The sequence below is a fragment of the Flavobacterium commune genome, from assembly GCF_001857965.1.
GTDB lineage: Bacteria > Bacteroidota > Bacteroidia > Flavobacteriales > Flavobacteriaceae > Flavobacterium > Flavobacterium commune.
On sequence record NZ_CP017774.1, the window covers coordinates 1,985,523 to 2,007,004 of the forward strand.

General features: G+C 33.7%; 22 protein-coding genes. 13 read left to right on the plus strand and 9 right to left on the minus strand.

Features of this window, described 5'->3' with window-relative positions; genetic code table 11:
- Positions 1-232: 232 nt before the first annotated feature.
- Positions 233-655 (plus strand): 50S ribosomal protein L21, encoded by a 423-nt coding sequence (rplU, locus tag BIW12_RS08230; RefSeq protein WP_071184682.1) that lies wholly within the window; start codon positions 233-235, stop codon positions 653-655.
- A 24-nt stretch (positions 656-679) separates the two neighbouring features.
- The gene (gene rpmA, locus BIW12_RS08235) at positions 680-946 is read left to right on the plus strand and encodes a 50S ribosomal protein L27 (protein ID WP_026712573.1); all 267 of its coding nucleotides are present in this window, start codon (positions 680-682) and stop codon (positions 944-946) included.
- A gap of 381 nt (positions 947-1,327) precedes the next feature.
- Here the strand turns inward: rpmA and BIW12_RS08240 are convergent, their stop codons facing one another.
- Positions 1,328-4,075, minus strand: a complete 2,748-nt coding sequence (locus BIW12_RS08240; RefSeq protein WP_071184683.1) for an outer membrane beta-barrel protein — start codon at positions 4,073-4,075, stop codon at positions 1,328-1,330.
- 174 nt (positions 4,076-4,249) lie between these two features.
- Positions 4,250-5,566, minus strand: a complete 1,317-nt coding sequence (gene ahcY / locus BIW12_RS08245) for an adenosylhomocysteinase (RefSeq protein WP_071184684.1) — start codon at positions 5,564-5,566, stop codon at positions 4,250-4,252.
- 232 nt (positions 5,567-5,798) lie between these two features.
- Here ahcY and BIW12_RS08250 point away from each other — a divergent pair, with 232 nt between their 5' ends.
- Complete coding sequence (locus BIW12_RS08250; protein ID WP_071184685.1) at positions 5,799-6,431, plus strand: 4'-phosphopantetheinyl transferase family protein; 633 nt, start codon at positions 5,799-5,801, stop codon at positions 6,429-6,431.
- A 290-nt stretch (positions 6,432-6,721) separates the two neighbouring features.
- Here BIW12_RS08250 and BIW12_RS08255 read toward each other — a convergent pair whose 3' ends face one another.
- From BIW12_RS08255 to BIW12_RS08265, 3 genes are all read right to left on the minus strand, one after another.
- Positions 6,722-7,165, minus strand: coding sequence for a group III truncated hemoglobin (locus BIW12_RS08255; RefSeq protein ID WP_071184686.1), 444 nt, complete (start codon positions 7,163-7,165; stop codon positions 6,722-6,724).
- Position 7,166: 1 nt separating this feature from the next.
- Complete coding sequence (locus tag BIW12_RS08260) at positions 7,167-7,448, minus strand: hypothetical protein (protein ID WP_071184687.1); 282 nt, start codon at positions 7,446-7,448, stop codon at positions 7,167-7,169.
- An 80-nt stretch (positions 7,449-7,528) separates the two neighbouring features.
- A complete protein-coding gene (locus BIW12_RS08265) occupies positions 7,529-8,125 on the minus strand; it encodes a Crp/Fnr family transcriptional regulator (RefSeq protein WP_071184688.1) in 597 nt (198 codons plus the stop codon).
- A 94-nt stretch (positions 8,126-8,219) separates the two neighbouring features.
- Here BIW12_RS08265 and BIW12_RS08270 point away from each other — a divergent pair, with 94 nt between their 5' ends.
- The 5 genes from BIW12_RS08270 to BIW12_RS08290 all read left to right on the plus strand — a co-directional run bounded on the left by BIW12_RS08270 (position 8,220) and on the right by BIW12_RS08290 (position 14,101).
- Positions 8,220-8,957 carry a geranylgeranylglyceryl/heptaprenylglyceryl phosphate synthase gene (locus BIW12_RS08270; protein WP_071184689.1) on the plus strand — a complete coding sequence of 246 codons (738 nt, stop codon included), beginning with the start codon at positions 8,220-8,222 and terminating at the stop codon, positions 8,955-8,957.
- On the plus strand, positions 8,954-9,601 hold the full coding sequence (pnuC, locus tag BIW12_RS08275; protein ID WP_071184690.1) for a nicotinamide riboside transporter PnuC: 648 nt from the start codon (positions 8,954-8,956) through the stop codon (positions 9,599-9,601). Before BIW12_RS08270 ends, pnuC begins: the two co-directional genes overlap by 4 nt.
- A 25-nt stretch (positions 9,602-9,626) precedes the next feature.
- A complete protein-coding gene (locus tag BIW12_RS08280) occupies positions 9,627-11,246 on the plus strand; it encodes a DUF4301 family protein (protein ID WP_083382078.1) in 1,620 nt (539 codons plus the stop codon).
- A gap of 2 nt (positions 11,247-11,248) precedes the next feature.
- Entirely contained in the window at positions 11,249-11,653 is a 405-nt protein-coding gene (arfB, locus tag BIW12_RS08285) for an alternative ribosome rescue aminoacyl-tRNA hydrolase ArfB (RefSeq protein ID WP_071184691.1), read from the plus strand.
- Positions 11,654-11,923: 270 nt separating this feature from the next.
- On the plus strand, positions 11,924-14,101 hold the full coding sequence (locus BIW12_RS08290; RefSeq protein ID WP_071184692.1) for a TonB-dependent receptor: 2,178 nt from the start codon (positions 11,924-11,926) through the stop codon (positions 14,099-14,101).
- A 63-nt stretch (positions 14,102-14,164) separates the two neighbouring features.
- Here the strand turns inward: BIW12_RS08290 and BIW12_RS08295 are convergent, their stop codons facing one another.
- Entirely contained in the window at positions 14,165-14,584 is a 420-nt protein-coding gene (locus BIW12_RS08295; protein WP_071184693.1) for a Rieske (2Fe-2S) protein, read from the minus strand.
- Positions 14,585-14,747: 163 nt separating this feature from the next.
- On the opposite strand from BIW12_RS08295, the gene greA reads away from it, so the two are divergent.
- The 3 genes from greA to BIW12_RS08310 all read left to right on the plus strand — a co-directional run bounded on the left by greA (position 14,748) and on the right by BIW12_RS08310 (position 16,980).
- On the plus strand, positions 14,748-15,224 hold the full coding sequence (greA, locus tag BIW12_RS08300) for a transcription elongation factor GreA (RefSeq protein WP_035656904.1): 477 nt from the start codon (positions 14,748-14,750) through the stop codon (positions 15,222-15,224).
- Between the two features lie 24 nt (positions 15,225-15,248).
- Entirely contained in the window at positions 15,249-15,638 is a 390-nt protein-coding gene (locus tag BIW12_RS08305; protein WP_071184694.1) for an HIT family protein, read from the plus strand.
- Positions 15,639-15,783: 145 nt separating this feature from the next.
- Entirely contained in the window at positions 15,784-16,980 is a 1,197-nt protein-coding gene (locus tag BIW12_RS08310) for a transglutaminase domain-containing protein (protein WP_071184695.1), read from the plus strand.
- On the opposite strand, the gene BIW12_RS08315 is transcribed toward BIW12_RS08310, so the two are convergent.
- On the minus strand, positions 16,977-18,122 hold the full coding sequence (locus tag BIW12_RS08315; protein WP_071184696.1) for a sensor histidine kinase: 1,146 nt from the start codon (positions 18,120-18,122) through the stop codon (positions 16,977-16,979). The genes BIW12_RS08310 and BIW12_RS08315 overlap by 4 nt on opposite strands.
- A gap of 330 nt (positions 18,123-18,452) precedes the next feature.
- Between BIW12_RS08315 and BIW12_RS08320 the strand changes: the two genes are divergently transcribed.
- Together BIW12_RS08320 and aat are read left to right on the plus strand one after the other, a co-directional pair.
- On the plus strand, positions 18,453-18,821 hold the full coding sequence (locus tag BIW12_RS08320) for a DUF3127 domain-containing protein (RefSeq protein ID WP_071184697.1): 369 nt from the start codon (positions 18,453-18,455) through the stop codon (positions 18,819-18,821).
- 107 nt (positions 18,822-18,928) lie between these two features.
- Positions 18,929-19,564, plus strand: coding sequence for a leucyl/phenylalanyl-tRNA--protein transferase (gene aat / locus BIW12_RS08325; RefSeq protein WP_071184698.1), 636 nt, complete (start codon positions 18,929-18,931; stop codon positions 19,562-19,564).
- Here the strand turns inward: aat and BIW12_RS08330 are convergent.
- Positions 19,553-20,263, minus strand: a complete 711-nt coding sequence (locus tag BIW12_RS08330) for a HesA/MoeB/ThiF family protein (protein ID WP_071184699.1) — start codon at positions 20,261-20,263, stop codon at positions 19,553-19,555. The two genes, aat and BIW12_RS08330, sit on opposite strands and share 12 nt — an antisense overlap.
- 26 nt (positions 20,264-20,289) lie before the next feature.
- The gene (gene thiH / locus BIW12_RS08335) at positions 20,290-21,411 is read right to left on the minus strand and encodes a 2-iminoacetate synthase ThiH (RefSeq protein ID WP_071184700.1); all 1,122 of its coding nucleotides are present in this window, start codon (positions 21,409-21,411) and stop codon (positions 20,290-20,292) included.
- Positions 21,412-21,482 lie beyond the last annotated feature (71 nt).

A 21,482-nucleotide genomic window follows, 5' to 3' on the forward strand; every position in this document is an offset into this window, starting at 1 on the left:
AAAAAATAAGGTTGCAATACTTAATAGGTAATATTGTTAATCCAAAAATACTTTTTTTTAGTATTGATTTGGTAATCGAACTTTTTTTAACAAAAATATAAGTTATAATTGGGTTTCTAAAGTATTGAAAATAAAGTAAAAATGAGAAGAAATATTTTTTTAAATTTAGTGATTGCGTGGTAAAAAAATAATTGTATATTTGCATCCTTAAAAATCAATAAATCAATTTGGTATGTATGCAATCGTAGAGATAGCAGGGCAACAATTTAAAGTAAGCAAAGACTTAAAGGTTTATGTTCACCGTTTAGCTAGCGAAGAAGGATCAAAAGTTTCTTTTGATAAAGTTCTTTTGTTAGACGATAATGGGAATGTAACTTTGGGCGCCCCAGCTATAGAAGGTGCTTCAGTAGAAGCTAAAGTGTTACAACACTTAAAAGGAGACAAGGTTATCGTTTTCAAAAAGAAAAGAAGAAAAGGGTACAAAAAGAGAAATGGTCACAGACAATATCTTACTCAAATTGTAATTGAAGGTATTACTGCAGCAGGTGCTAAGAAAGCAGCTTCTAAGAAAGCAGCAGTTGAAGCAACTACAGAAGAAGTTGAAGCTCCAAAGAAAAAGGTAGCTAAAGCTAAAAAAGAAGATACTCAAGAGTAATAACAATATTAAAACTAAAACATCATGGCTCACAAGAAAGGTGTCGGTAGTTCTAAGAATGGTAGAGAATCAGAATCGAAACGTTTAGGTGTTAAGATTTTTGGAGGACAAGCTGCTATCGCAGGGAACATCATCGTAAGACAAAGAGGTTCAAAACACAATCCAGGTGAAAATGTTTACATTAGTAAAGATCACACACTACATGCAAAAGTAGATGGAATTGTTAAGTTCCAAAAGAAAAGAGATAATAAATCATATGTTTCAATCCTTCCATTCGAAGTAGAAGCTTAATTGATTTTCTCGATTTATTTAAAAACCTGTTAGCTAAGCTAACAGGTTTTTTTGTGTTTAAAAAAGTGTGATGGATATTTTAGGATACAGATTGATTAATAAAGTTTGAAATAATTATGTAATCTGCTTTAGCCAAAATGGTATTTTACATTTGGCTAAAGCCGAATCTGTATTTGCGTAAAATAGGACTAAAGCCCTATTCTATTCATCTTTTCTATTGAGTAATTATCAAATATAAATCGCTATAATATTCTATGAGAATTAGAATAATTAAAATGGTAAATTGATTTGGTCTGTGCGTTTTTGTTTAAATAACAAATCCCCTTACTTCTTAAAAGTAAGGGGATTTGTTGTCTAAATTGAATTAATAATTGTGTTTGATTAATCCATCATTCTTTGGCCACCACCGCCAAAGCCGCCGCCAAAACCTTCAGGTCGTTCGCCTCCTCTGTCCATACCTTCCATGTTTCGGTTTCTTCTTCCCGGAGGGTTTTTCATTCCTGAGAAATTCTGGATTTTATAGGTAAGAGAAAACATAGCATAACGTCTTAGAACAGTATTCTCGCTATCGGTAATTGCTGAAGAGGATATGTTTCTGGTAATGCTTTGGTTTTGGTTTAAAACATCGTATATTTTTACTTTGGCTACAAATGCTTTGTCTAAGAAAGTATAGGATAAGCTGGTATTCCACAAGTAGAATTCCTGATTGATAGAATTGTAAGTGTATCCAAAATCATTCCCCCAAATCCAATTAGTTGGCCAGTAACTTGTAGTTTGAAGATTTAGTCGGTGTACTACATTGGATCTGGAATTAAGTGTGCTAAGTTCGTATTGCGTTTCATTGTATGAGAAATTATAAGAAGGAGCAATAGTGAAAAATTGACCATAATCGTAATTAAGGTAAATTCTTGGTGAAATTCCGGTAGATTTTGCACCATATAATATGTTGTTAGTAAATTCTTTTGAGTAGGAATAACTGGTGTTTAAAGCTAGTCCATAGCGTAATAAGTTTTCTTCTTTTTTGATGGATTTATTCCAGCTACCTCCCCCTGAAAAAGAGTAAATACCGGATACGTTTTCATAGCTGGTTCTTCTGATGTTGTTCTCATCAAAGTTTGAAGTCGCAATTATATCATTGTTGTAATAATTAGCTCTAAAGTATAAATTGTAGCCGGATCGGGTGCGGAAATCAAAATTTCTATAGTTGATATTAGCACTGTGGGCTTCTGTAGGATTCAAATTTGGATTTCCTGTGATGGTATTTAAAGTATTAGATACGTTTTGTATAGGAAGCAATTGAGAGGCTGATGGCAGAGACTGATTATAGTTGTATCTAACAGTGAAAAATTTAGATCTGTCGGCTCGGTATCTAATTTGGGCACTACCGTTAGGTAAAACATATTTTTTTCTTAAATCGATTATTTCTCCCAGATAGTCTGAATAGTTGTCGTACTGTATGATATTGGTAGAAGAATTAATGTCGAAAGTAAATTTATTTTTTTCAAATCGAATTCCGGCTTTTGGTGTGATGCTCCTTTGTTTAGAAGTAATGTAAGTGGTTTGTTCATCGTTTAAATCAGTAAAGATTTTATCAGTAATTGTTCCGGTATTGTCAAAGGTTTTATTGTCGTTAATGGAATTTTGGAAATTGTATTCCATACCTATTCTAAAACGAATCGAATCGGTTACGGGTTCTGTAAATTCAATTTCGGCTGAATACGAATCATTAATCCCTTTGTTTCGGGTGTTTTGGTCTCTAAAAATAGTGTCGTTTTCCCGGCTGCGAAATGTTTTTGAATCCACAAAACCATTAGAATTGGAACTGTTGTTATTGTTGTTAAATACAAAGCTTAAATTTCGGGCTTTTTTCTCGAAGGATTTGTTGAAGTTGATCGAGTTGCTAAAGCTGTTGGATTCGTTTTTATTAGTTGATTCTGATGTAAAAGCATTCGTTACTATGTCATCTGTTGTATTGATACTTCTTCTGTTTGAATCTGAAAAATTTTCTGATATAGAAGAGTTGAATCTTGGGGAGACAAATAATCGCATCGTAGGCGATATTTTGTATTCCAATTCTACATTGGCTTTGTTAGTTGTGTTCCTGTTTTCTGTTTTTCTATCAGAATAATCGTAGCTGGCAGTAGTTTGAAAATCTTTAAATAATTCGTCAGAATAGTTTATTCCTAATAAATTAGATGTTGTAATGCCATTGGCTTGCCCTCTGTTAATTGTAGAACCCTGGTTGTTTCGGCCTCCACCCATATTATCAAAAACTTCATCCATAGAGAATCCGGGAGCGTTGATATTGTTAGAAGATCCTAATAAGCTTATTTTTCTGTTATTGTTAAAAAAGTTTACAATAAAACTGGATTCGTAACGGTCGTCAGTACCGTATCCGCCAAGGAATTTACCAAAATAACCTTTGTTTTTATCTTCGTCAATTGTCAGGTTAATGCTGGCGTTATCGGATGCTGCCTGGTCTTTAGAATATTCTTCTTTTTTAGTTTTGAAATCAGAAACCTGAACTTTATTAATGATTTCGGCAGGAAGGTTTTTTAAGGCCATGGCACCATCACGGTCAAAAAATGGTTTTCCGTTTACTAATACCTGAGTCACTTCTTTACCATTAGCGGTAATTTTTCCATCACTATCCACTTCCATTCCCGGAAGTTGTTTTAATAATGTTTCCACATTAGCGTCTGGACGAACTTTGAATAAGTTAGCTTTGAATTCAATAGTGTCATTTTTAATTCGGATTGGAGGATCTTCTCCTTTTATGGTGACTTCCTTAAGTGTGTTTACTGATTCGGCAAGGTAAATGTTGTTGAAATCTTTGTTGGTATTGATTTCTTTTTGCTCTTCGGCAAAGGTTTCAAATCCTACATAGGTTACTTTTAAAAATACGGGTTTTTCATTTTTTTTAACTGCAAAATTGAAATTTCCGTTTTTGTCTGTTAAGGTGTATTCCAAAATAGTAGAATCTTTAACAGTACTGATATACACAGTAGCCGATTCCAAAGGAAGTTGGTTGTTAATGTTTAGAACTTTTCCTTTTAAGATATAATTGCTTTGCGCAGTAGCATAAAAAGAAAAAGCAAAAAAGAACAGTAATGATAAGTATTTACTCATGATAATTTGGTTAAACTTAACATAAGATGTTAATTAAACGAAAAGGTTTAATCAAGAAGTGTGAATTTTATATTTATTTTTTTTAAAAGTAGCTTGCGTTTAAACAAAAAACCCTCACATTTCTGCAAGGGTTCTAAATCTGAAATCATAAATCGCTAATAAGCAATCTAAAATCTAGTATCTGTAATATTCCGGTTTGAAAGGACCTTTTACATCAACACCAATGTAAGCAGCTTGATCTTCGCGAAGAACTTCCAATTCAACTCCTAATTTAGCTAAGTGCAAAGCAGCAACTTTTTCATCTAAATGTTTAGGTAACATGTAAACGTCATTGTTGTAAGCAGCGCTGTTATTCCATAATTCGATTTGAGCCAAAGTTTGGTTTGTAAATGAGTTAGACATTACAAAACTTGGGTGACCTGTAGCACAACCAAGGTTTACTAAACGACCTTCAGCCAAAATGATGATGTCATTACCGTTGATAGTATATTTGTCAACCTGAGGTTTGATTTCGATTTTAGAAGCACCGTGGTTTTTGTTTAACCAAGCCATATCAATTTCGTTGTCGAAGTGACCAATGTTACAAACAACAGTTTTGTCTTTCATTTGTTCGAAATGACGTCCAAGAACAATATCTTTATTTCCTGTAGTGGTAATGATGATATCAGCATTAGCAATTACAGTATCTAATTTTTTAACTTCATAACCGTCCATCGCAGCTTGTAAAGCACAAATTGGGTCAATTTCAGTAACAGTTACAATAGAACCAGCACCTCTGAAAGAAGCAGCAGTTCCTTTTCCAACGTCACCGTATCCGCAAACGATAACTCTTTTTCCAGCTAACATTAAGTCAGTTGCACGACGTACGGCATCTACAGCGGATTCTTTACATCCGTATTTGTTATCAAATTTAGATTTAGTAACAGAATCGTTAATGTTGATTGCAGGCATTGGTAAAGTTCCGGCTTTTACTCTTTCGTACAATCTGTGAACACCTGTTGTAGTTTCTTCAGACAATCCTTTGATTCCAGGAACTAATTCAGGGTAACGATCAATAACCATATTAGTTAAATCTCCACCATCATCAAGAATCATGTTCAATGGTTTTCTATCTTCGCCAAAGAATAAAGTTTGCTCAATACACCAGTCAAATTCTTCTTCATTAAGACCTTTCCATGCATAAACTGAAATTCCGGCAGCAGCAATTGCAGCAGCAGCCTGATCCTGAGTAGAGAAAATGTTACAAGAAGACCAGGTAACTTCAGCACCAAGAGCAATTAAAGTTTCAATTAAAACTGCAGTCTGGATCGTCATGTGTAAACATCCTGCAATACGAGCACCTTTAAGCGGTTGCTCGTCTTTATATTCAGCGCGAAGGGCCATTAAACCTGGCATTTCAGCTTCAGCTAGTTCAATTTCTTTTCTTCCCCAAGCCGCTAGAGAAATGTCTTTTACTTTGAAAGCCACATATGGCGTAGTCGTTGTACTCATTTATAGTATATTTGTATTGTAAAATTTTTGCAAATTTACGTAATAACTTATTATTTAAAAAGCATTCGGGGACATTTATGATTTGTTTAAGTTCCTAATCGAAAGTATTTTAGATTGTAGATTAACGATTTAGGATTTTTGATTTATGAAAACCAAGCAAAATGGATTTCTTAAATTTAGTTGTGACCCAAATTTGAAATCTGAAGTCTGAAATCTGAAATCCAGAATCTTTATGCCTTTATTTAAAAAAATACAATTTAATTCCGTAACCGCTATCTACGTTTGGAAGATTGCCGAACCCTTAGAACAATTATTTGAAGAAGTAAGTCTCAATCCTAAATGTCAATCTCGAATTGAAGGAATGAAATCTGAATTGCATCAACGTGGTTTTCTAAGTGTACGCAAACTTTTGAATGAAGCGGGTTACACTGATTTTGACTTGTATTACGACGAATTTGGAAAACCACATCTTCATGATGGAAGGCATATTTCAATAACCCATTCTTATGAATTTTCGTCAATAATTATTAGTGATGAAACGGTAGGGATTGATATTGAATTGCAAAGAGAGAAAATTATACGTATTGCCGATAAATTTTGCGATGCCGAATTTCAATATCTGAATCGTGAAAAAACTGAGGAATATGTTAAAAAACTAACGGTAATTTGGGGAGCCAAAGAAGCGATTTTCAAAATCCGAAACGAAAAAGGAATCAGTTTTAAGGACCATATTGCAGTTAGTGAATTTGATTTGAATCAAACCGAAACCACAGCAAGCTTACATTTTAATGGAGTTCATAAAGAATTCAATGTCTATTTTGAAGAAATAGAACATTTTACTTTAGTGTATGTTTTGGAAAAATAGTTTTGTTTTAACCGCAAACCTGTCTGCCGACAGGCAGGCGACAGGCAGGGAGTGCAAAGTTTTTTCGCAAAGATTCACAAAGAGAATAAAAAGTTACACTAAGAGATTTTTTAAGATTTATAGAATTTCTTTAATCTCTCTTCTAAAAAAAAAAACGGTGTTAATCTGTTTAAATCAGTATTATCCGTGTTCCATTTAACCGCAAACCTGTCTGTCGACAGGCAGGGAGAGCATAGTTTTTTCGCAAAGATTTACAAAGAGAACCGCAAAGTCACACGAAGAGAAATTTTTTAAGATTTACATAATTTCTTTAGCCTGCCTGTCGGCAGACAGGTCTGTGTTTCTGTATTTTTCGTTCTGTTTTTGAACATATTCAAATAGAGAAAACTACCCATTTTTCGGGCTCTGCGTTTTAGGATTTCCACATTTTCTCCCTCAAAAAGTGAGTCTAAGGTTTGAAACCAATAGTTAAGCCAAATCCCAAATTCATTTGCGCTGATTTGACCATTAAAATGTTCGTCCATTTTATTGTGAACTTCAATTGGATTGCCTTTGAATTTTCGAATACCAAATAAATTGGTTTCCCAAAAATCAGTCAGTTTTTCTAAATGCGAATCCCAGTCCTGAATGAGTTCATTAAAATAAGGGCTAATTTCTTTATCAGCCCTTATTTTATTATAAAAGGTGTGAACCAAAAGACTAACATCGGTTCTGTTCTCGATGTCTTTTTTCATTTTATAAAAGATTTATAACAATAAAAAAGATGCTTGAAACAGTACTTAAAAGCACACAGTTAAAAATAAATTTGTGTGTCATTTGTGCCAGAATAGAGGTGTTTGCAATAATACTGATAAATACAATAATGGCCAGTTGTATCATTTGGATTAATGAGGTGCCATTAGCTAAAATACTCATGGCAGCTGCACCGCCTAAACAGCTTTGTACCAGAATGCTCAAAGTGGCCGATCCGATAAAGTTTTGATGGAATCTTTCGAAGGTAGTGTTGTAAAGTGTCATAATAATTTGTTTTAATACCACAAATTTACAACGACACTACAGCAGCATTTTATGACTTAAATCATATGAAATACTATTTTTTAGCGATATACTTTTCGGTTAATTATTTTTAAATCGCCTTTTTTTTCCAGAGATTTTATAGCCCGTATAACGGTTTCGACTCTTAAACCAGTTAAATCTCCTATTTGTTGTCGGGTGAAATTGATTAGAAAACCGGCTTCTTCTTTTTTAAAATTCAATTGTTCGATTGAATAATCTATTAGTCGCAGTACGCGGTGCTCCGGATCCTGAGAGGAAATTTCGGCAGCCATAACCGATTTGTAATATAGCCGTTGCGAAAGATTTTTGATGATGTTCAAGCTGATTTCGGAATTGTTTTTTAGTAATTCAAAGAATTTATCTTTTGTAATTATAATCAATTCGGAGTCTGTTACAGCAACAGCATTCGCCGGATAAACCTGATCGATAAATAAAGGTGGTTCACCAAAACACTGGTTTTTATAGAAAATTCCCTGAATGAATTCTTTGCCCTCATCATTGTAATTGTTCATCTTTACTTCGCCCGAAATGATTTGGTAATAATGCGTTGGCTGTTTGCCTTCTTCAAAAATAGTATAGCCGCTTTTGTAGTTTTTTATAATGCCGTTGTATTTTTCGAGCAATTCAATTGCAATCATGATGAAATGAATTTTGGATTTTTAAAGGGTTAACAAATATAATTCTTTCGAAATGGTTTTCTGTACTCTAAAAACTTTTTACTTTTACCTTCTCATGGAAAAAGCATCAATTTACAACGATATACAAATTGCTAAGGCAAATAACCGGAAATTATTGGCCATTCTTCTGGATCCGGATAAAGTGGTTTGGGATACATTGGCAAATTTGATTTACAAGATTAATCAATCTCCCGCAACTCATGTTTTTATTGGCGGAAGCCTTGTTGAAAGTACAATTTTAGACGATTTGATTGTCAGAATTAAACAGAATTGTATTTTGCCAATAGTTCTTTTTCCGGGCGATCCTTCTCAAATTTCGAATCATGCCGACGGAATTTTGTTTTTATCTTTATTGTCCGGACGAAATCCTGATTATTTAATAGGACATCAGGTGAATGCAGCACCGATTTTAAAACAAACACAACTTGAAATTTTATCTACCGGTTATATTTTAATCGAAAGTGGGAGTGAAACGGCTGTTGAAAGGGTGAGTAAAACCAAACCTTTAGAAAGAGACAATCTTGATTTGGTTTTAGCAACTGCTCAGGCAGGAGAAATGTTAGGCAGTAAATTAATTTATTTGGAAGCGGGAAGTGGTGCTCAAGAGGCAGTTCCGCAAGAAATGATTCGGTTAGTTGCTCAAAATATTGAAATTCCATTAATTGTAGGAGGCGGAATTGTAGATGGACAAGGAATTCAAAAAGCGTATGAATCGGGAGCTGATTTGGTTGTGATAGGAACGGCTTTTGAAAAAGACGCTAATTTTTTTAACACTCAAAAAAAAAGTAAATGATAGATTTCTTTTTTGCTCAATATGCTGATTATCCCACATCGGAAATTGTGTTGGAATTAATAGGAGTGTTTTTTGGATTAGCGAGTGTTTGGTTTGCCAAAAAAGATAATATTTGGGTTTTTCCAACAGGATTAGTCAATACTTCTATATATGCTTATTTACTTTGGAAATGGGAATTGTTAGGCGATTCGATGATTAATGTATATTATTTTGTAATGAGTCTTTACGGTTGGTACCATTGGACCAGAAAAAAAGGAGAAGTTGAAGAATTTCCGGTTGCTGTTGCTACAAAAAAAGAACATAAAATTTCGGCATTGATTTTTGTTATAACTTTGGTTTTTGTGTTTTTGGTCTATCAGTATTTTGATAAATTTACTTCTTGGTATAATTATGTAGATACCTTGTTAACAGCACTGTTTTTTGTTGGAATGTGGTTGATGGCGAAACGAAAAATTGAAAACTGGATTTTTTGGATTGTAGGAGATTTCATTTCGATACCTTTGTATTTTTTTAAGGGTTATACCTTTACGAGTTTGCAATATTTAATTTTTACAATTCTTGCCATATATGGTTATTTGGAATGGAAGAAAATTTTGAGTAACCAGCGTAAGGAAACCGATGAAAGAGTAGTTTTAGAGTCGTAATTTTAGAATATTTTATTGCAATTACATGAGTGAAGTAAAAGATTTGGTGATAGAAAAATCGAAATCAATTGATGATTTAAATAAAATTAAAAGTATGGGATTGTCAGAACAAGATTTTGAACAAATCAAAGAGCATGGAGTTTCATTAGAAAATATCAAAAAAGAATTGGCTATTTTTAAGAAAGGAATTGCTAAGATGGAATTACTGGAACCGGCTACTGTTGGTAATGGAATATTGAGATTAACAGAAGAAGAATTTGTAGAAAATGCGAACTTTTTTGATGAACACAAATCTAATTTAAAGTTGTTGAAATTTGTACCGGCATCAGGAGCAGCCAGTAGAATGTTTAAATTTCTGACGGCTTTTCTGAATGAGTTTGATATCGAAAAAGAAACTATTAACGCCTATATCAACAGAAAAAAAGATACTAAACTGCCTGTTTTTATCGTAGGAATGGAGAAGTTGCCTTTTTTTGATGTTATTTACTCAAAATTAAAAGAGGAATTTCCCGATTTTGACACTTTGTCCCGTGATTATAAAAATTATTATTTTATAAAATTCATGTTGGATTCGAAGTATTTTGATTTTGCATCCAAGCCTAAAGGGATTTTGCCTTTTCATAAATATGTTAGCAAAATTGCTACACCTATTGAAGAACATTTGTATGAATGTGGTTATTATTCCAGTACCAACAATAAATCCTATTTGCATTTTACGGTTTCAGAGTCGCATCAGGAACAGTTCGAGCAAATTATTAATAATGTTAAGGATAAGGTTGAAAAAGAAACGCATACGAGTATTGAAGTAAGTTATTCTTATCAGGATAAAAGTACCGATACCATTGCTGTCAATATGAATGATAAAGCATTTAGAACTGAGGATGGAAAATTACTTTTCAGACCAGGAGGTCATGGTGCTTTGATTGGTAATTTGAATCGTTTAGATGCCGATATTATTTTTATCAAAAATATTGATAATGTTATTTTGCACAATAATGAAAAAATTGCCCTTTATAAAAAAGCGTTGGCCGGTGTTTTGTTAGAATTGCAACAGCAAATTTTTGCCTGTTTGAATTTGATTGACCGCTATACGGCAGAGAACAATCAAATTGAGGAGATTAAAAATTTCCTAAAAGTAAAATTGAATGTAGATATCAAGGCTGATTTTGATTTATATACTTTCGAAAATAAAATAAAATTTCTCAAAAACATCTTAGATCGTCCTATCAGAGTTTGTGGGATGGTAAAAAATGAAGGCGAGCCCGGAGGAGGTCCTTTTTGGGTGAAAAATGCAGAAAAAGAAATTTCGTTACAAATTGTAGAATCTTCGCAAGTGGATTTGAACAATAAAAAGCAGGTTAAAATTATGGCCAATGCCACTCATTTTAATCCTGTGGATTTAGTTTGTGCGACTAAAAATTATAAAAATGAAAAGTTTAATTTGCATCAGTTTGTGGATGAGAATAGCGGTTTTATAGTGGAGAAAAATTATCAGGGAAAAGATATCAAAGGCTACGAATTACCAGGTTTGTGGAACGGAGCTATGGCTAATTGGCTGACTGTTTTTGTCGAAGTGCCTTTGATTACTTTTAATCCGGTGAAAACCGTAAATGATTTGTTGAAAGAAGCCCATCAGTCGTTGTAAAAATGGAAATTCAAAAAATCATAGCCGAATTACAGTATAAAGCGGTTCGAAGCAGTGGAGCCGGAGGACAAAATGTAAATAAGGTTTCGTCAAAAGTGGTGTTGTCTTTTGATTTGAAAAATTCTCAGGCTTTGTCTGAGGAAGAAAAAGCCTTGTTGGAAACGAATCTTTCCTCAAGATTGACTGCTGATTTAGTTTTGATTCTGAATTGTGATGAAGACAGAAGTCAACTTAAAAATAAAGAAATTGTCACGAAACGTTTTTTGGAACTGATTAAAAAAGGGCTCCATGTTCCTAAAATCAGAAAGGCTACAAAAGTCCCAAAATCGGTGATTAAAAAACGAATTAAGGATAAAAAGAATTTATCTGAAATTAAGCAATCACGTAGAAAACCAAACTTAGATTAAAATTCCAATAAGAAATCGTCTAAAGACTAGTTTTTGGAATTTAGAATTTGTCCCTTGGGATTTGATTTTTTAGTGTTACCTTTGCGCCGTCTCAAAGGGGTGCTCTAAATAACGAGCTGAGATCATACCCAACGAACCTGAGCGAGTAATGTTGCTAAGGGAAAATGTGATAGATTAATAGTCTAACTATTGATTTATTTCGGTTGAACAAATCTATTTTTAATTAAACAAAAAGAATAATTCCCCCTTTTATTCGTAAAACAATTACGGATGAATACTATTTTTTCTTGCCACGACCGAGCGACAGCGAACGGACGCAGTAAAGGCGCAAAGACACAAAGCTCAAAATTTTTGATGTTTTTTTTCTTTTCTCTATTCTCTTTATTCTCCTTTTCTCAAGTTAAAGACACTACAAAAATTACCCAACTTGATGAAGTATTGGTTTCTGCCATTCGGGTTACCACAAAAACACCGGTTAGTTTTTCTAATTTAAACAAAAAAGAAATTGCTCCCCGCAATTTAGGCCAGGATATTCCGGCTTTGATGAATTACATGCCATCGGTGGTGAGTACTTCTTATGCCGGAAACGGAATTGGTTATGCCGGAATTCGCGTGCGTGGTAGCGATGCTACCCGTGTGAATATTACGGTTAATGGAATTCCTTATAATGATTCGGAAAGTCACGGAACTTTTTGGGTAAATATGCCTGATTTTGCATCTTCTGTAGAGAGCATGCAATTACAACGTGGAGTAGGAACTTCAACAAATGGATCGGGTGCTTTTGGGGCAAGTTTGAACTTATTGACCGATGCTTATTCCAAAAAGAGCAGCGGCGAAATTGCTAATTCTTTTGGAAGTTTTAATACCAGAAAGCACACTGTAAAATTTAGTTCCGGTTTAATGAACGACCATTTTGAATTAGCAGGACGTTTGTCGGCTTTAAAGTCTGATGGTTATGTTGATAGAGGAAGTTCGGATTTAAAATCGTATTTCTTGCAGGGAACTTATGTGGGCAAAACTACTTTGGTTAAAGCCTTAGTTTTTGGAGGAACTGAAAAAACATATCAAGCCTGGAACGGAATTGATGCTGCTACTTTGGGCTCAGATAGAACGTTTAATTTTGGTGGAATTTATACAGACGAATCGGGTAATACCCGTTTTTATGACAACGAAACCGATAATTACCAACAAGACCACTATCAGTTGCATTGGAATGAAAAATTGTCCTCTAACTGGAATACCAATTTGGCTTTTCATTATACGAAAGGGAAAGGCTATTATGAAAATTACAAAGAAGATGCTGATTTTTCCGATTACGGTTTAAATCCTGTAGGATCAGAGGTTACAACTGATTTAGTGCGTCAAAAATGGTTGGATAATGATTTTTACGGGACTACTTTTTCGGCAAATTATAAAAATGAAACGCTTGATGTTATTTTAGGCGGAGGCTGGAATAAATATGAAGGCGATCATTTTGGAAAGGTAATTTGGGCACGATTTGCTTCTCAAAGTGAATTAGGAGATCGCTATTATGACGACTTTGCTTCAAAAACGGATGGAAATGTTTTTGCAAAAATCAATTATCAAATTGGATCTTTTGTTAATGTTTATGTTGATGCACAGCTGAGAAATGTGCACTATCAAGCTAATAGTGCAGAAACAGGATTGGTAAATGATAATTTCAATTTCTTTAATCCTAAAGCGGGTTTGAATTTTACGCTAAGTAATAAAAATGCTGTTTACGTTTCATATGCCAGAGCTAATCGTGAGCCTAACAGAACGGATTATGAAGGCGGAAATGTGAAACCGGAAAGAATGGATGATTTTGAATTGGGTTGGCGATTTGTGGCTCCAAAAACACAGATAAATATCAATGGTTATTACATGAAATACAAAGACCAGTTGGTTTTAACAGGTGAATTGGATGATGTAGGAAATCCGGTTCGAACTAATGTTGGGAAAAGTTATCGCTTAGGAATAGAGGTTGATGCCAGTTTTCAATTAGATAAAAAATGGGCAATCCGACCTAATTTTACCTTGAGTGACAATAAAAATATTGATTTTGTACTGGATAGCGGAAGCGGTACAGCTAATTTGGGAAATACTAATATTGCTTTTTCTCCTAAATTAATTGCGGCTAACAGTCTTTTGTTTTCTCCTGTAGCAAATTTGCAGCTGAACCTGTTGTCTAAATTTGTGGGAAGTCAATATTTGAACAATATCAATGACGGACAAGGAAAATTAAATGATTATTTTGTAAACGATTTTAATGCTACTTACACTATTTTTCCTAAAAGTGTTTTTAAGTCAATTACAATAAGTGTATTGGCAAATAATATTGCTAATAGACATTATGTTTCGGATGGAGCTGATTATGGTGGAGGCTATGTTTATTATTATCCACAAGCCGGAGCTAATTTCTTAGCGGGATTAACATTGAAGTTTTAATTTGTAGTTTTTTTATTTAAAAAAGCCTGAAAATTTATTTTAAAATTTTCAGGCTTTTTGATTTTAATTATATACTCTAAGGATGTTTCCGTTTAGTTCTGCACGATATTGTTTTAAGGGATATTTTAATTTTCCCTGACCTGTAAATAAGCTGTATTCTTCATCATCACAAGGGCAAACTAAGTTGATGCCATCGCGTGTTAAGGTTGAACAATTGCTCAGAGCCTGATTTGGGCAGGCGGCATCAAAAGCATTGTAGCCGGCTCCAGTATTGAAAACATAAATTCCTCTTGGTCCTACTTCGGGACCGGCATAATAAATAGCATTACTTACATAGTTAAGATTCGAATATTGAGGTAAACTCAGGTTGAATGCTACCGAAAAATTATAGTTGGGTATGTAGGGGTTGTTATTATTAAAGCCATTATCTGAACAGGAAAAAAACAAAAGACTAATCAGTAAAAGCGGTATGATTTTTTTCATGTTTTTAATTTTGTAAAAGTATTAGTGAAACAAATTTAATTTATTTACATTTGAAATATCATATGGTTAACATATAATTATAGACTAAAAAAAAATATATTATCTTTGTGGAAAGAAATCCCGTTGCGATGGGATTTTTTCTATTTTATAAAATGATGAAGTTATGAGTACAGTATCTTATTACACAGCAGAAGGACTTAAAAAATTAAGAGAAGAATTAGATTATTTAAAAACGGTGATGCGTCCTAAAGCATCTCAAGATATAGCCGATGCAAGAGATAAAGGAGATTTATCTGAAAATGCAGAATACGATGCTGCTAAAGAAGCACAAGGAATGTTGGAAATGAAAATTGCCAAATTAGAAGAAATTCATGCTAATGCCCGTTTAATTGACGAGTCAAATCTTGATTTGTCTAAGGTTTTGGTTTTATCAAGCGTGAAAATAAAAAATCAGGCTAATGGTATGGAAATGAAATATACCTTGGTTGCTGAAAGTGAAGCCGATTTAAAAACCGGGAAAATATCTGTTACATCCCCAATCGGGAAAGGATTATTAGGAAAATCAATAGGTGAAGTAGCCGAAATTAAAGTCCCTAACGGTGTTTTGAAATTTGAAATTCTGGAAATCACAAGAGAGTAAATTTCACCATTAAAAAGTATAAATATGAGCTCTATATTCACCAAAATAGTAAACGGAGATATTCCATGTTATAAAATTGCTGAAGATGATAATTATTTCGCTTTTTTAGATATTAATCCAAATGCTAAAGGACACACCTTGTGTATTCCAAAAGTAGAAGTCGATAAGATTTTTGATTTGGACGAAGACGTTTATTTAGGATTAATGCAGTTTTCGAGAAAGGTGGCTGTTGCCTTAGAAAAAACTATTCCGTGTAATCGAATTGCAATTTCGGTTATAGGTATTGAAGTGCCGCATGCTCATGTACATTTGATTCCATTAAATACAATGGAGGATATACGTTTTCAGAAAAAAGTAGCTTTAAGCAAAGAAGAATTTGAAAAACTGGCTCAGGAAATTAGGGCTAACTTGTAGTTTTTTACAATATACAATTTATAAAAATCGTTTAGAGAGTAATTTCTAAACGATTTTTTTTGTTTAAAAAAAATGAGATTGACGTATCTTGTAGAATTAATCTTATTTTATATATTTGATGTAGTTTAGTACTTTTTAAATTTTTATGAGATACACTTTTTTGATATTAGCCTGTTTTTGTTCTTTTTCTGTTTTGGCACAAAAGAAACAGAAAATCCAGAAACATTACGATTTAATTGATGACAGAATGGATAAAATGCCGCTTGGTTTCAATCAGTCTATGGATAGTATTAGTTCTTATATCAAAAGCAATTTTCAAACAGAAAATGATAAAATTCGTGCGGTTTATTATTGGGTTGCTAAAACAATTAGTTATGATGTTGATAATATGTTCGAAGTAAAATTTGATGAAAAATTACAAGATCGAATTGAAAGGACATTTAATGATAAAAAAGGAGTTTGTTTTGATTATGCCAGTATTTTTAATCAATTGGCTAATTCAGTTGGAGTAAAATCAATGGTGATTACAGGATATACAAAGTGGAATAAAGTAAAAGTAGATAATTTATCTCATGCCTGGAATGCTTCCCGAATTGATAATAAATGGTATTTGTTTGACCCAACATGGGGTTCAGGATATGTTATTAATGGAATATTTACCAGAAGACTTGATGACAAACACTTTAAGGTAGATCCTGAATTGATGATAAATACGTACATGCCATTTGACTATTTATGGCAGCTGCGGGATTATCCAATAACTAATCAGGAATTTACTGAAGGAGTTTATGCCGGAGATAATGCAAAGCAAAAGTTTGATTTTGCCAATGAAATAATAAGATTCGAAAAATTGCCCAGGATAGAACAATTAAAGGGAGTTGCTGACCGAATCGAAAAGGGAGGGATGAGAAATCAGCATATTTCTCAGGCTTTTGTCCATGCAAAAACAGCTTGGCGAAATGAAAGCGAACGTGAAAAAGGAAATAAATTTACCGAAATTGTAAATCAATTTAATAGAGCTAATAAGCAGTTAAACGATTTTATCAATTATAGGAATAAGAAATTTCAGCCGATAGTTTCCGATGAAGAAATAAAAAGAAAGATTGAAGAGCCGAGAGATAATTTAATGAAATGTCAGGAGACTCTTTTGGATTTTGAAAAAAATGCAAATAATCTCAATAAAAGCAGTATTGATGATTTAAAACAGGCAATATCCAAAAGACTGGAGAATTCAGAAGAACATTTGAAATTTGTTAACTCATATCTTACTAAGCCTGCCTTAGTTAGAAAAACAATGTTTTATACAGTCGTTAAGAGACCTGTATCCAGGGTTATAAATTAGATTTTGTTGTATTTGACCTGCATGGTGGTTCCTTTACCAATTTCAGAATGTAAAACTTTGATGTTTCCTTTGTGGTATTCTTTTACGATTCGTTTGGTTAAAGAAAGTCCTAATCCCCAGCCTCTTTTTTTAGTGGTAAATCCCGGTTCGAAAATGGTATTGAATTGATTTTTAGGGATTCCGCTGCCGCTATCAGTAACATTAATTCTTACATACAGTGGTTCTTCTTCTATGGAAACGGCAATTTTTCCTTTTCCTTTCATCGCATCGATGGCATTTTTTATTAAATTTTCTATAGTCCAGCTGTGCAAAGTAGGATTGAGCATGGTGTAGATTTCGGATTTCGGACTTTCAAAAGAAAATTCAATTTGCTTAGAAAATCGGGATTGTAGGTAGTTGTAGGTTTTTAAAGTTTCTTCTATAATGTTGCTTTTTTCTAGAACTGGTTCGGAGCCTATTTTTGAAAAACGATCGGTAATGGTTTGCAATCGATCAACATCTTTTTCGATTTCGATTGTGGTTGTGGGGTCAATATTCTCTGTTTTTAAGATTTCGACCCAGCCAATTAATGAAGACAGGGGCGTGCCTATTTGATGGGCAGTTTCTTTTGCCATTCCCGCCCAAAGTTTGTTTTGAGTGGCAATTTTAGTACTGCGATAAAAATAATACATCAGAGCTGAGAATAAGAAAATAATCAGCAATAAGGCGATAGGGTAATATTTTAGTTTGTTTAGTAAAGCCGAGTTTCCATAATACCATTTCTGGTATTTGTTAGGCGCATATTCAATGATAATTGGGTCATTTTCTTTCTTTAATTGGGATAAAAAATCCATAGCTTTCGATTTATTTTTTACTATGGCTTCATCAATGTTAATGGTGTTGATAATGCTGTCATTTTCGGTAAGAATGACAGGAATAGAAGTGTTATTTTTAAAAATTTGAAGCGGAAGTTCCACATCGGTATTTTCATCGGCGTTGATGAGTGTTTTTTGGGCTTTGGCCAAAAGATTCATCTTGAGACGTTCTTCATTTTTAAAAATCTGAAAAAAAGTATAGGTATTCCATAGGATCAAGGAAATGATAAGAAATGAAGTAAAAATAAGTATCCATCTTCCGGTACTTCTTTTGTCAGAAAATTGCATGCGCTATATTTTGAACCATAAATATAACGAAATATACGTACTATTGTTTTAGTTCGCTTTAAAGTTTTTTATGTGGTTTCTTCTTAAGAAAATATTATAAGTAAAGTCGAAATCTCATTGCTTGACAAGGAATTAAAAATTAAAATTAAAATTGTAAAACAAACATTGTGGTCAGATAGAAGAAGTTATTATATTTGTATATCAAATGTTTTTCTATTGTGTTTTTGCATTCAATTGATTTTGAGCTTGTAAAATTCGAATGGGAAGCTTGTTTTCTGGTTTAGGAATGCTTTTGAAAAATAATATTATATAACAGTTAAAATAACGAAGATGGAAGTTACAGGGAAAATTAAAGTTGTTAATCCAGAGCAACAAGTTAGTGCATCATTTAGAAAAAGAGAAGTAGTTGTAACTACAGAGGAGCAATATCCTCAACATATAATGATTGAGTTTACACAAGATAAATGTGATTTGTTGAACAATTACAATATTGGTGAAGCAGTAAAAGTATCTATCAATTTAAGAGGTAGAGAATGGGTAAATCCACAAGGAGAAACAAGATATTTTAACAGTATCCAAGGTTGGAGAATCGAAAAAATGGCTGCAGAAGCTCCTGCTGCTGCGCCAATGCCTGCTGCTCCTGCATTTGCACCAGCTACCAACTTAAACGAAGACGAACCGGACGATTTGCCGTTCTAAGAATTAAAAAAGTCAGAAGTCCCGATAGCTATCGGGAGAAGTCAGAAGTTTGAGTTTACTTGAATTTCTGACTTTTTTGTTTTGCCATTGATTTTTGAAATTTAAGCATGTATTATTTATCTCAAGACTTATTTTTTCCGCCTGTTCATTTAGCCCATTCCTCTGGAATTATAGGCTTAGGTGGCGATTTGTCTCCTGAGAGATTGCAATTGGCTTATCATAGCGGAATTTTTCCTTGGTTTGAAGATGGGGAACCTATTACCTGGTGGTCGCCAAATCCCAGAATGGTTTTGTTTCTGGATGAATTGGTAGTTTCTAAAAGCATGCGTAATATCCTGAACAGGAAAATGTTCAAAGTGACTTTCAATCAGAATTTCAGGGATGTGATTTCTAATTGTCAAAACATAAAACGGGAGGGTCAAAACGGAACCTGGATTACTAATGACATGATTGAAGCCTATTGTAAACTCAATGAATTAGGAATAGCCAAATCGGTTGAGGTTTGGCAGAATGATGAACTCGTTGGTGGTTTATATGGAGTCGATTTGGGACACATTTTTTGTGGAGAAAGTATGTTTTCTTCGGTTTCCAATGCTTCTAAAGTAGCTTTTATAGCCTTAGTTGAGAAACTTAAAAATGAGAATTACAAACTCCTCGATTGTCAGGTTTATAATTCTCATCTTGAAAGTTTAGGCTGTCGCGAAATTGAACGCGATGAGTTTATGACAATTTTAAAAAGTTAATTTAGTAAAACTCCAATCCAGGGTTTTATATAAGACCAATTCATTTTTTAAACCCGGTAAACCGATAATTAATTTCAAGGTTTCGTGTGCCATCATGGTGCCAATCATCCCCGGTAAAGTACCAAGCACGCCATTAAAACTACAATTAGGTACATCTTTAGGGTTAGGAGGTTCAGGAAATAAATCACGTAGATTTTTGCTTCCCTGATGATTAAAAACAGCTAACTGACCTTCGAAACCTAAAATACTGCCATAAACCAAAGGTTTTCCTAAAGTTACGCAATTATCATTCACTAAATAGCGGGTACTAAAATTATCAGAACCATCGACTACGATATCAAAATCAGCAATAATTCTGGAAGCATTTTCAGCGGTTAGTTTTTCTTCGAAAGCCAAAACTGTAATTAACGGATTTAGTTTTTCGATAGTCGCTTTTGCTGTATTGGCTTTGCTTAATCCTAGTTGCTCTTCGGTATATAAAATTTGACGGTGAAGATTATGAATTTCGATAGTGTCAAAATCTACAATGCCAATGGTTCCAACACCTGCAGGAGCCAGATATTGTAAAATAGGACAGCCTAAACCGCCGGCACCAATAACAAGTACTTTGGCATTTTTTAATTTTTCTTGTCCTTCTTCTCCAATTTCAGGTAAAATTACCTGGCGATTGTATCTTAAAAAATCTTGTATTAAGCTCATCACATCTGCAATCTAAAATCGTTAATCTAAAATTTAAAATCAAAAGTTCTATCCCAATCTTTCCAAACAGATTCGTATCCTCTTTCGGTAATAATTTTTGCAATTTCTGCAACAGAACGTTCATCACTAATTTCAAATTGCTCTAATGATTGTGGGTCAACCACATAACCTCCTGGATTAGTTTTAGAACCGGCACTCATACTGGTAGTTCCAATCGGAATAATGTTATCTCTGAATTTTTCATTCTCGCGGGTAGAAATTGAAATTTCCACATCTTCATTCCACAAACGGTAAGCACAAATTAGTTGGGTTAAATCCTTATCGTCCATGATAAAATTAGGTTCGATAATTCCTTCGGCAGGACGCAGTCTTGGAAACGAAACTGCGTATTTGGTTCTCCAATAAGTCTTTTGCAAATAATCCAAATGCAAGGCATTAAAGAAACTGTCAGTGCGCCAATCTTCCAAACCTAATAAAACGCCCAATCCAATTTTGTGAATACCCGCTTTCCCAATTCGGTCAGGAGTGTCAAGACGGAAATCAAAATTTGATTTCTTGCCTTTGGTATGGTATTTTTTATATACTTCCTGATGGTAGGTTTCCTGATAGACTAAAACCGAATAGACTCCTGCTTCATGCAATCGCTCGTATTCTTCCTGTGAAAGTGGTTGTACTTCGACAGAAATAATAGAGAATTGTTCTCTTATTTGTTCAATTGCATTCAGGAAGTAATTGATGTTTACGGTGTAATTGGCTTCGCCGGTAACCAATAAAACATGATCAAATCCTGCTTTTTTCAAGGCTTCGGCTTCGATTTTTATTTCCGAATCCGTGAGGGTTTTTCGTTTGATTTTGTTATCCAGACTAAAACCACAATAGGTGCAAATGTTTTGGCATTCATTACTTAGATACAACGGAGCATACATCTGAATCGTTTTACCAAATCTTTTTTTGGTCAATTCATGACTTAATTGCGCCATTTGTTCCAAATACGGCTGAGCAGCAGGAGAAATTAAAGTCAAAAAATCATCAAGATTTCTTTTTGATTTCGACAATGATTGTTCTACTTGCCTGGCTGTAGTAGTATAAATTTTGGATTGAATTTCGTTCCAGTTGTATTGTTCAAAAACCGATTTAAATGTTGTCATAGTTTTTAACCGCAAAGGGCGCAAAGATTTACGCAAAGTTCACTAAGCTTTGCGTTCTTGGCGCTTTGCTT

Excerpts from the sequence above, each read along its gene's own strand:
- rplU (WP_071184682.1), top strand. The coding sequence starts at position 233 with ATGTATGCAATCGTAGAGATAGCAGGGCAACAATTTAAAGTAAGCAAA.
- rpmA (WP_026712573.1), top strand. The coding sequence starts at position 680 with ATGGCTCACAAGAAAGGTGTCGGTAGTTCTAAGAATGGTAGAGAATCA.
- BIW12_RS08240 (WP_071184683.1), bottom strand. The coding sequence starts at position 4,075 with ATGAGTAAATACTTATCATTACTGTTCTTTTTTGCTTTTTCTTTTTAT.
- ahcY (WP_071184684.1), bottom strand. The coding sequence starts at position 5,566 with ATGAGTACAACGACTACGCCATATGTGGCTTTCAAAGTAAAAGACATT.
- BIW12_RS08250 (WP_071184685.1), top strand. The coding sequence starts at position 5,799 with ATGCCTTTATTTAAAAAAATACAATTTAATTCCGTAACCGCTATCTAC.
- BIW12_RS08255 (WP_071184686.1), bottom strand. The coding sequence starts at position 7,165 with ATGAAAAAAGACATCGAGAACAGAACCGATGTTAGTCTTTTGGTTCAC.
- BIW12_RS08260 (WP_071184687.1), bottom strand. The coding sequence starts at position 7,448 with ATGACACTTTACAACACTACCTTCGAAAGATTCCATCAAAACTTTATC.
- BIW12_RS08265 (WP_071184688.1), bottom strand. The coding sequence starts at position 8,125 with ATGATTGCAATTGAATTGCTCGAAAAATACAACGGCATTATAAAAAAC.
- BIW12_RS08270 (WP_071184689.1), top strand. The coding sequence starts at position 8,220 with ATGGAAAAAGCATCAATTTACAACGATATACAAATTGCTAAGGCAAAT.
- pnuC (WP_071184690.1), top strand. The coding sequence starts at position 8,954 with ATGATAGATTTCTTTTTTGCTCAATATGCTGATTATCCCACATCGGAA.
- BIW12_RS08280 (WP_083382078.1), top strand. The coding sequence starts at position 9,627 with ATGAGTGAAGTAAAAGATTTGGTGATAGAAAAATCGAAATCAATTGAT.
- arfB (WP_071184691.1), top strand. The coding sequence starts at position 11,249 with ATGGAAATTCAAAAAATCATAGCCGAATTACAGTATAAAGCGGTTCGA.
- BIW12_RS08290 (WP_071184692.1), top strand. The coding sequence starts at position 11,924 with ATGAATACTATTTTTTCTTGCCACGACCGAGCGACAGCGAACGGACGC.
- BIW12_RS08295 (WP_071184693.1), bottom strand. The coding sequence starts at position 14,584 with ATGAAAAAAATCATACCGCTTTTACTGATTAGTCTTTTGTTTTTTTCC.
- greA (WP_035656904.1), top strand. The coding sequence starts at position 14,748 with ATGAGTACAGTATCTTATTACACAGCAGAAGGACTTAAAAAATTAAGA.
- BIW12_RS08305 (WP_071184694.1), top strand. The coding sequence starts at position 15,249 with ATGAGCTCTATATTCACCAAAATAGTAAACGGAGATATTCCATGTTAT.
- BIW12_RS08310 (WP_071184695.1), top strand. The coding sequence starts at position 15,784 with ATGAGATACACTTTTTTGATATTAGCCTGTTTTTGTTCTTTTTCTGTT.
- BIW12_RS08315 (WP_071184696.1), bottom strand. The coding sequence starts at position 18,122 with ATGCAATTTTCTGACAAAAGAAGTACCGGAAGATGGATACTTATTTTT.
- BIW12_RS08320 (WP_071184697.1), top strand. The coding sequence starts at position 18,453 with ATGGAAGTTACAGGGAAAATTAAAGTTGTTAATCCAGAGCAACAAGTT.
- aat (WP_071184698.1), top strand. The coding sequence starts at position 18,929 with ATGTATTATTTATCTCAAGACTTATTTTTTCCGCCTGTTCATTTAGCC.
- BIW12_RS08330 (WP_071184699.1), bottom strand. The coding sequence starts at position 20,263 with ATGAGCTTAATACAAGATTTTTTAAGATACAATCGCCAGGTAATTTTA.
- thiH (WP_071184700.1), bottom strand. The coding sequence starts at position 21,411 with ATGACAACATTTAAATCGGTTTTTGAACAATACAACTGGAACGAAATT.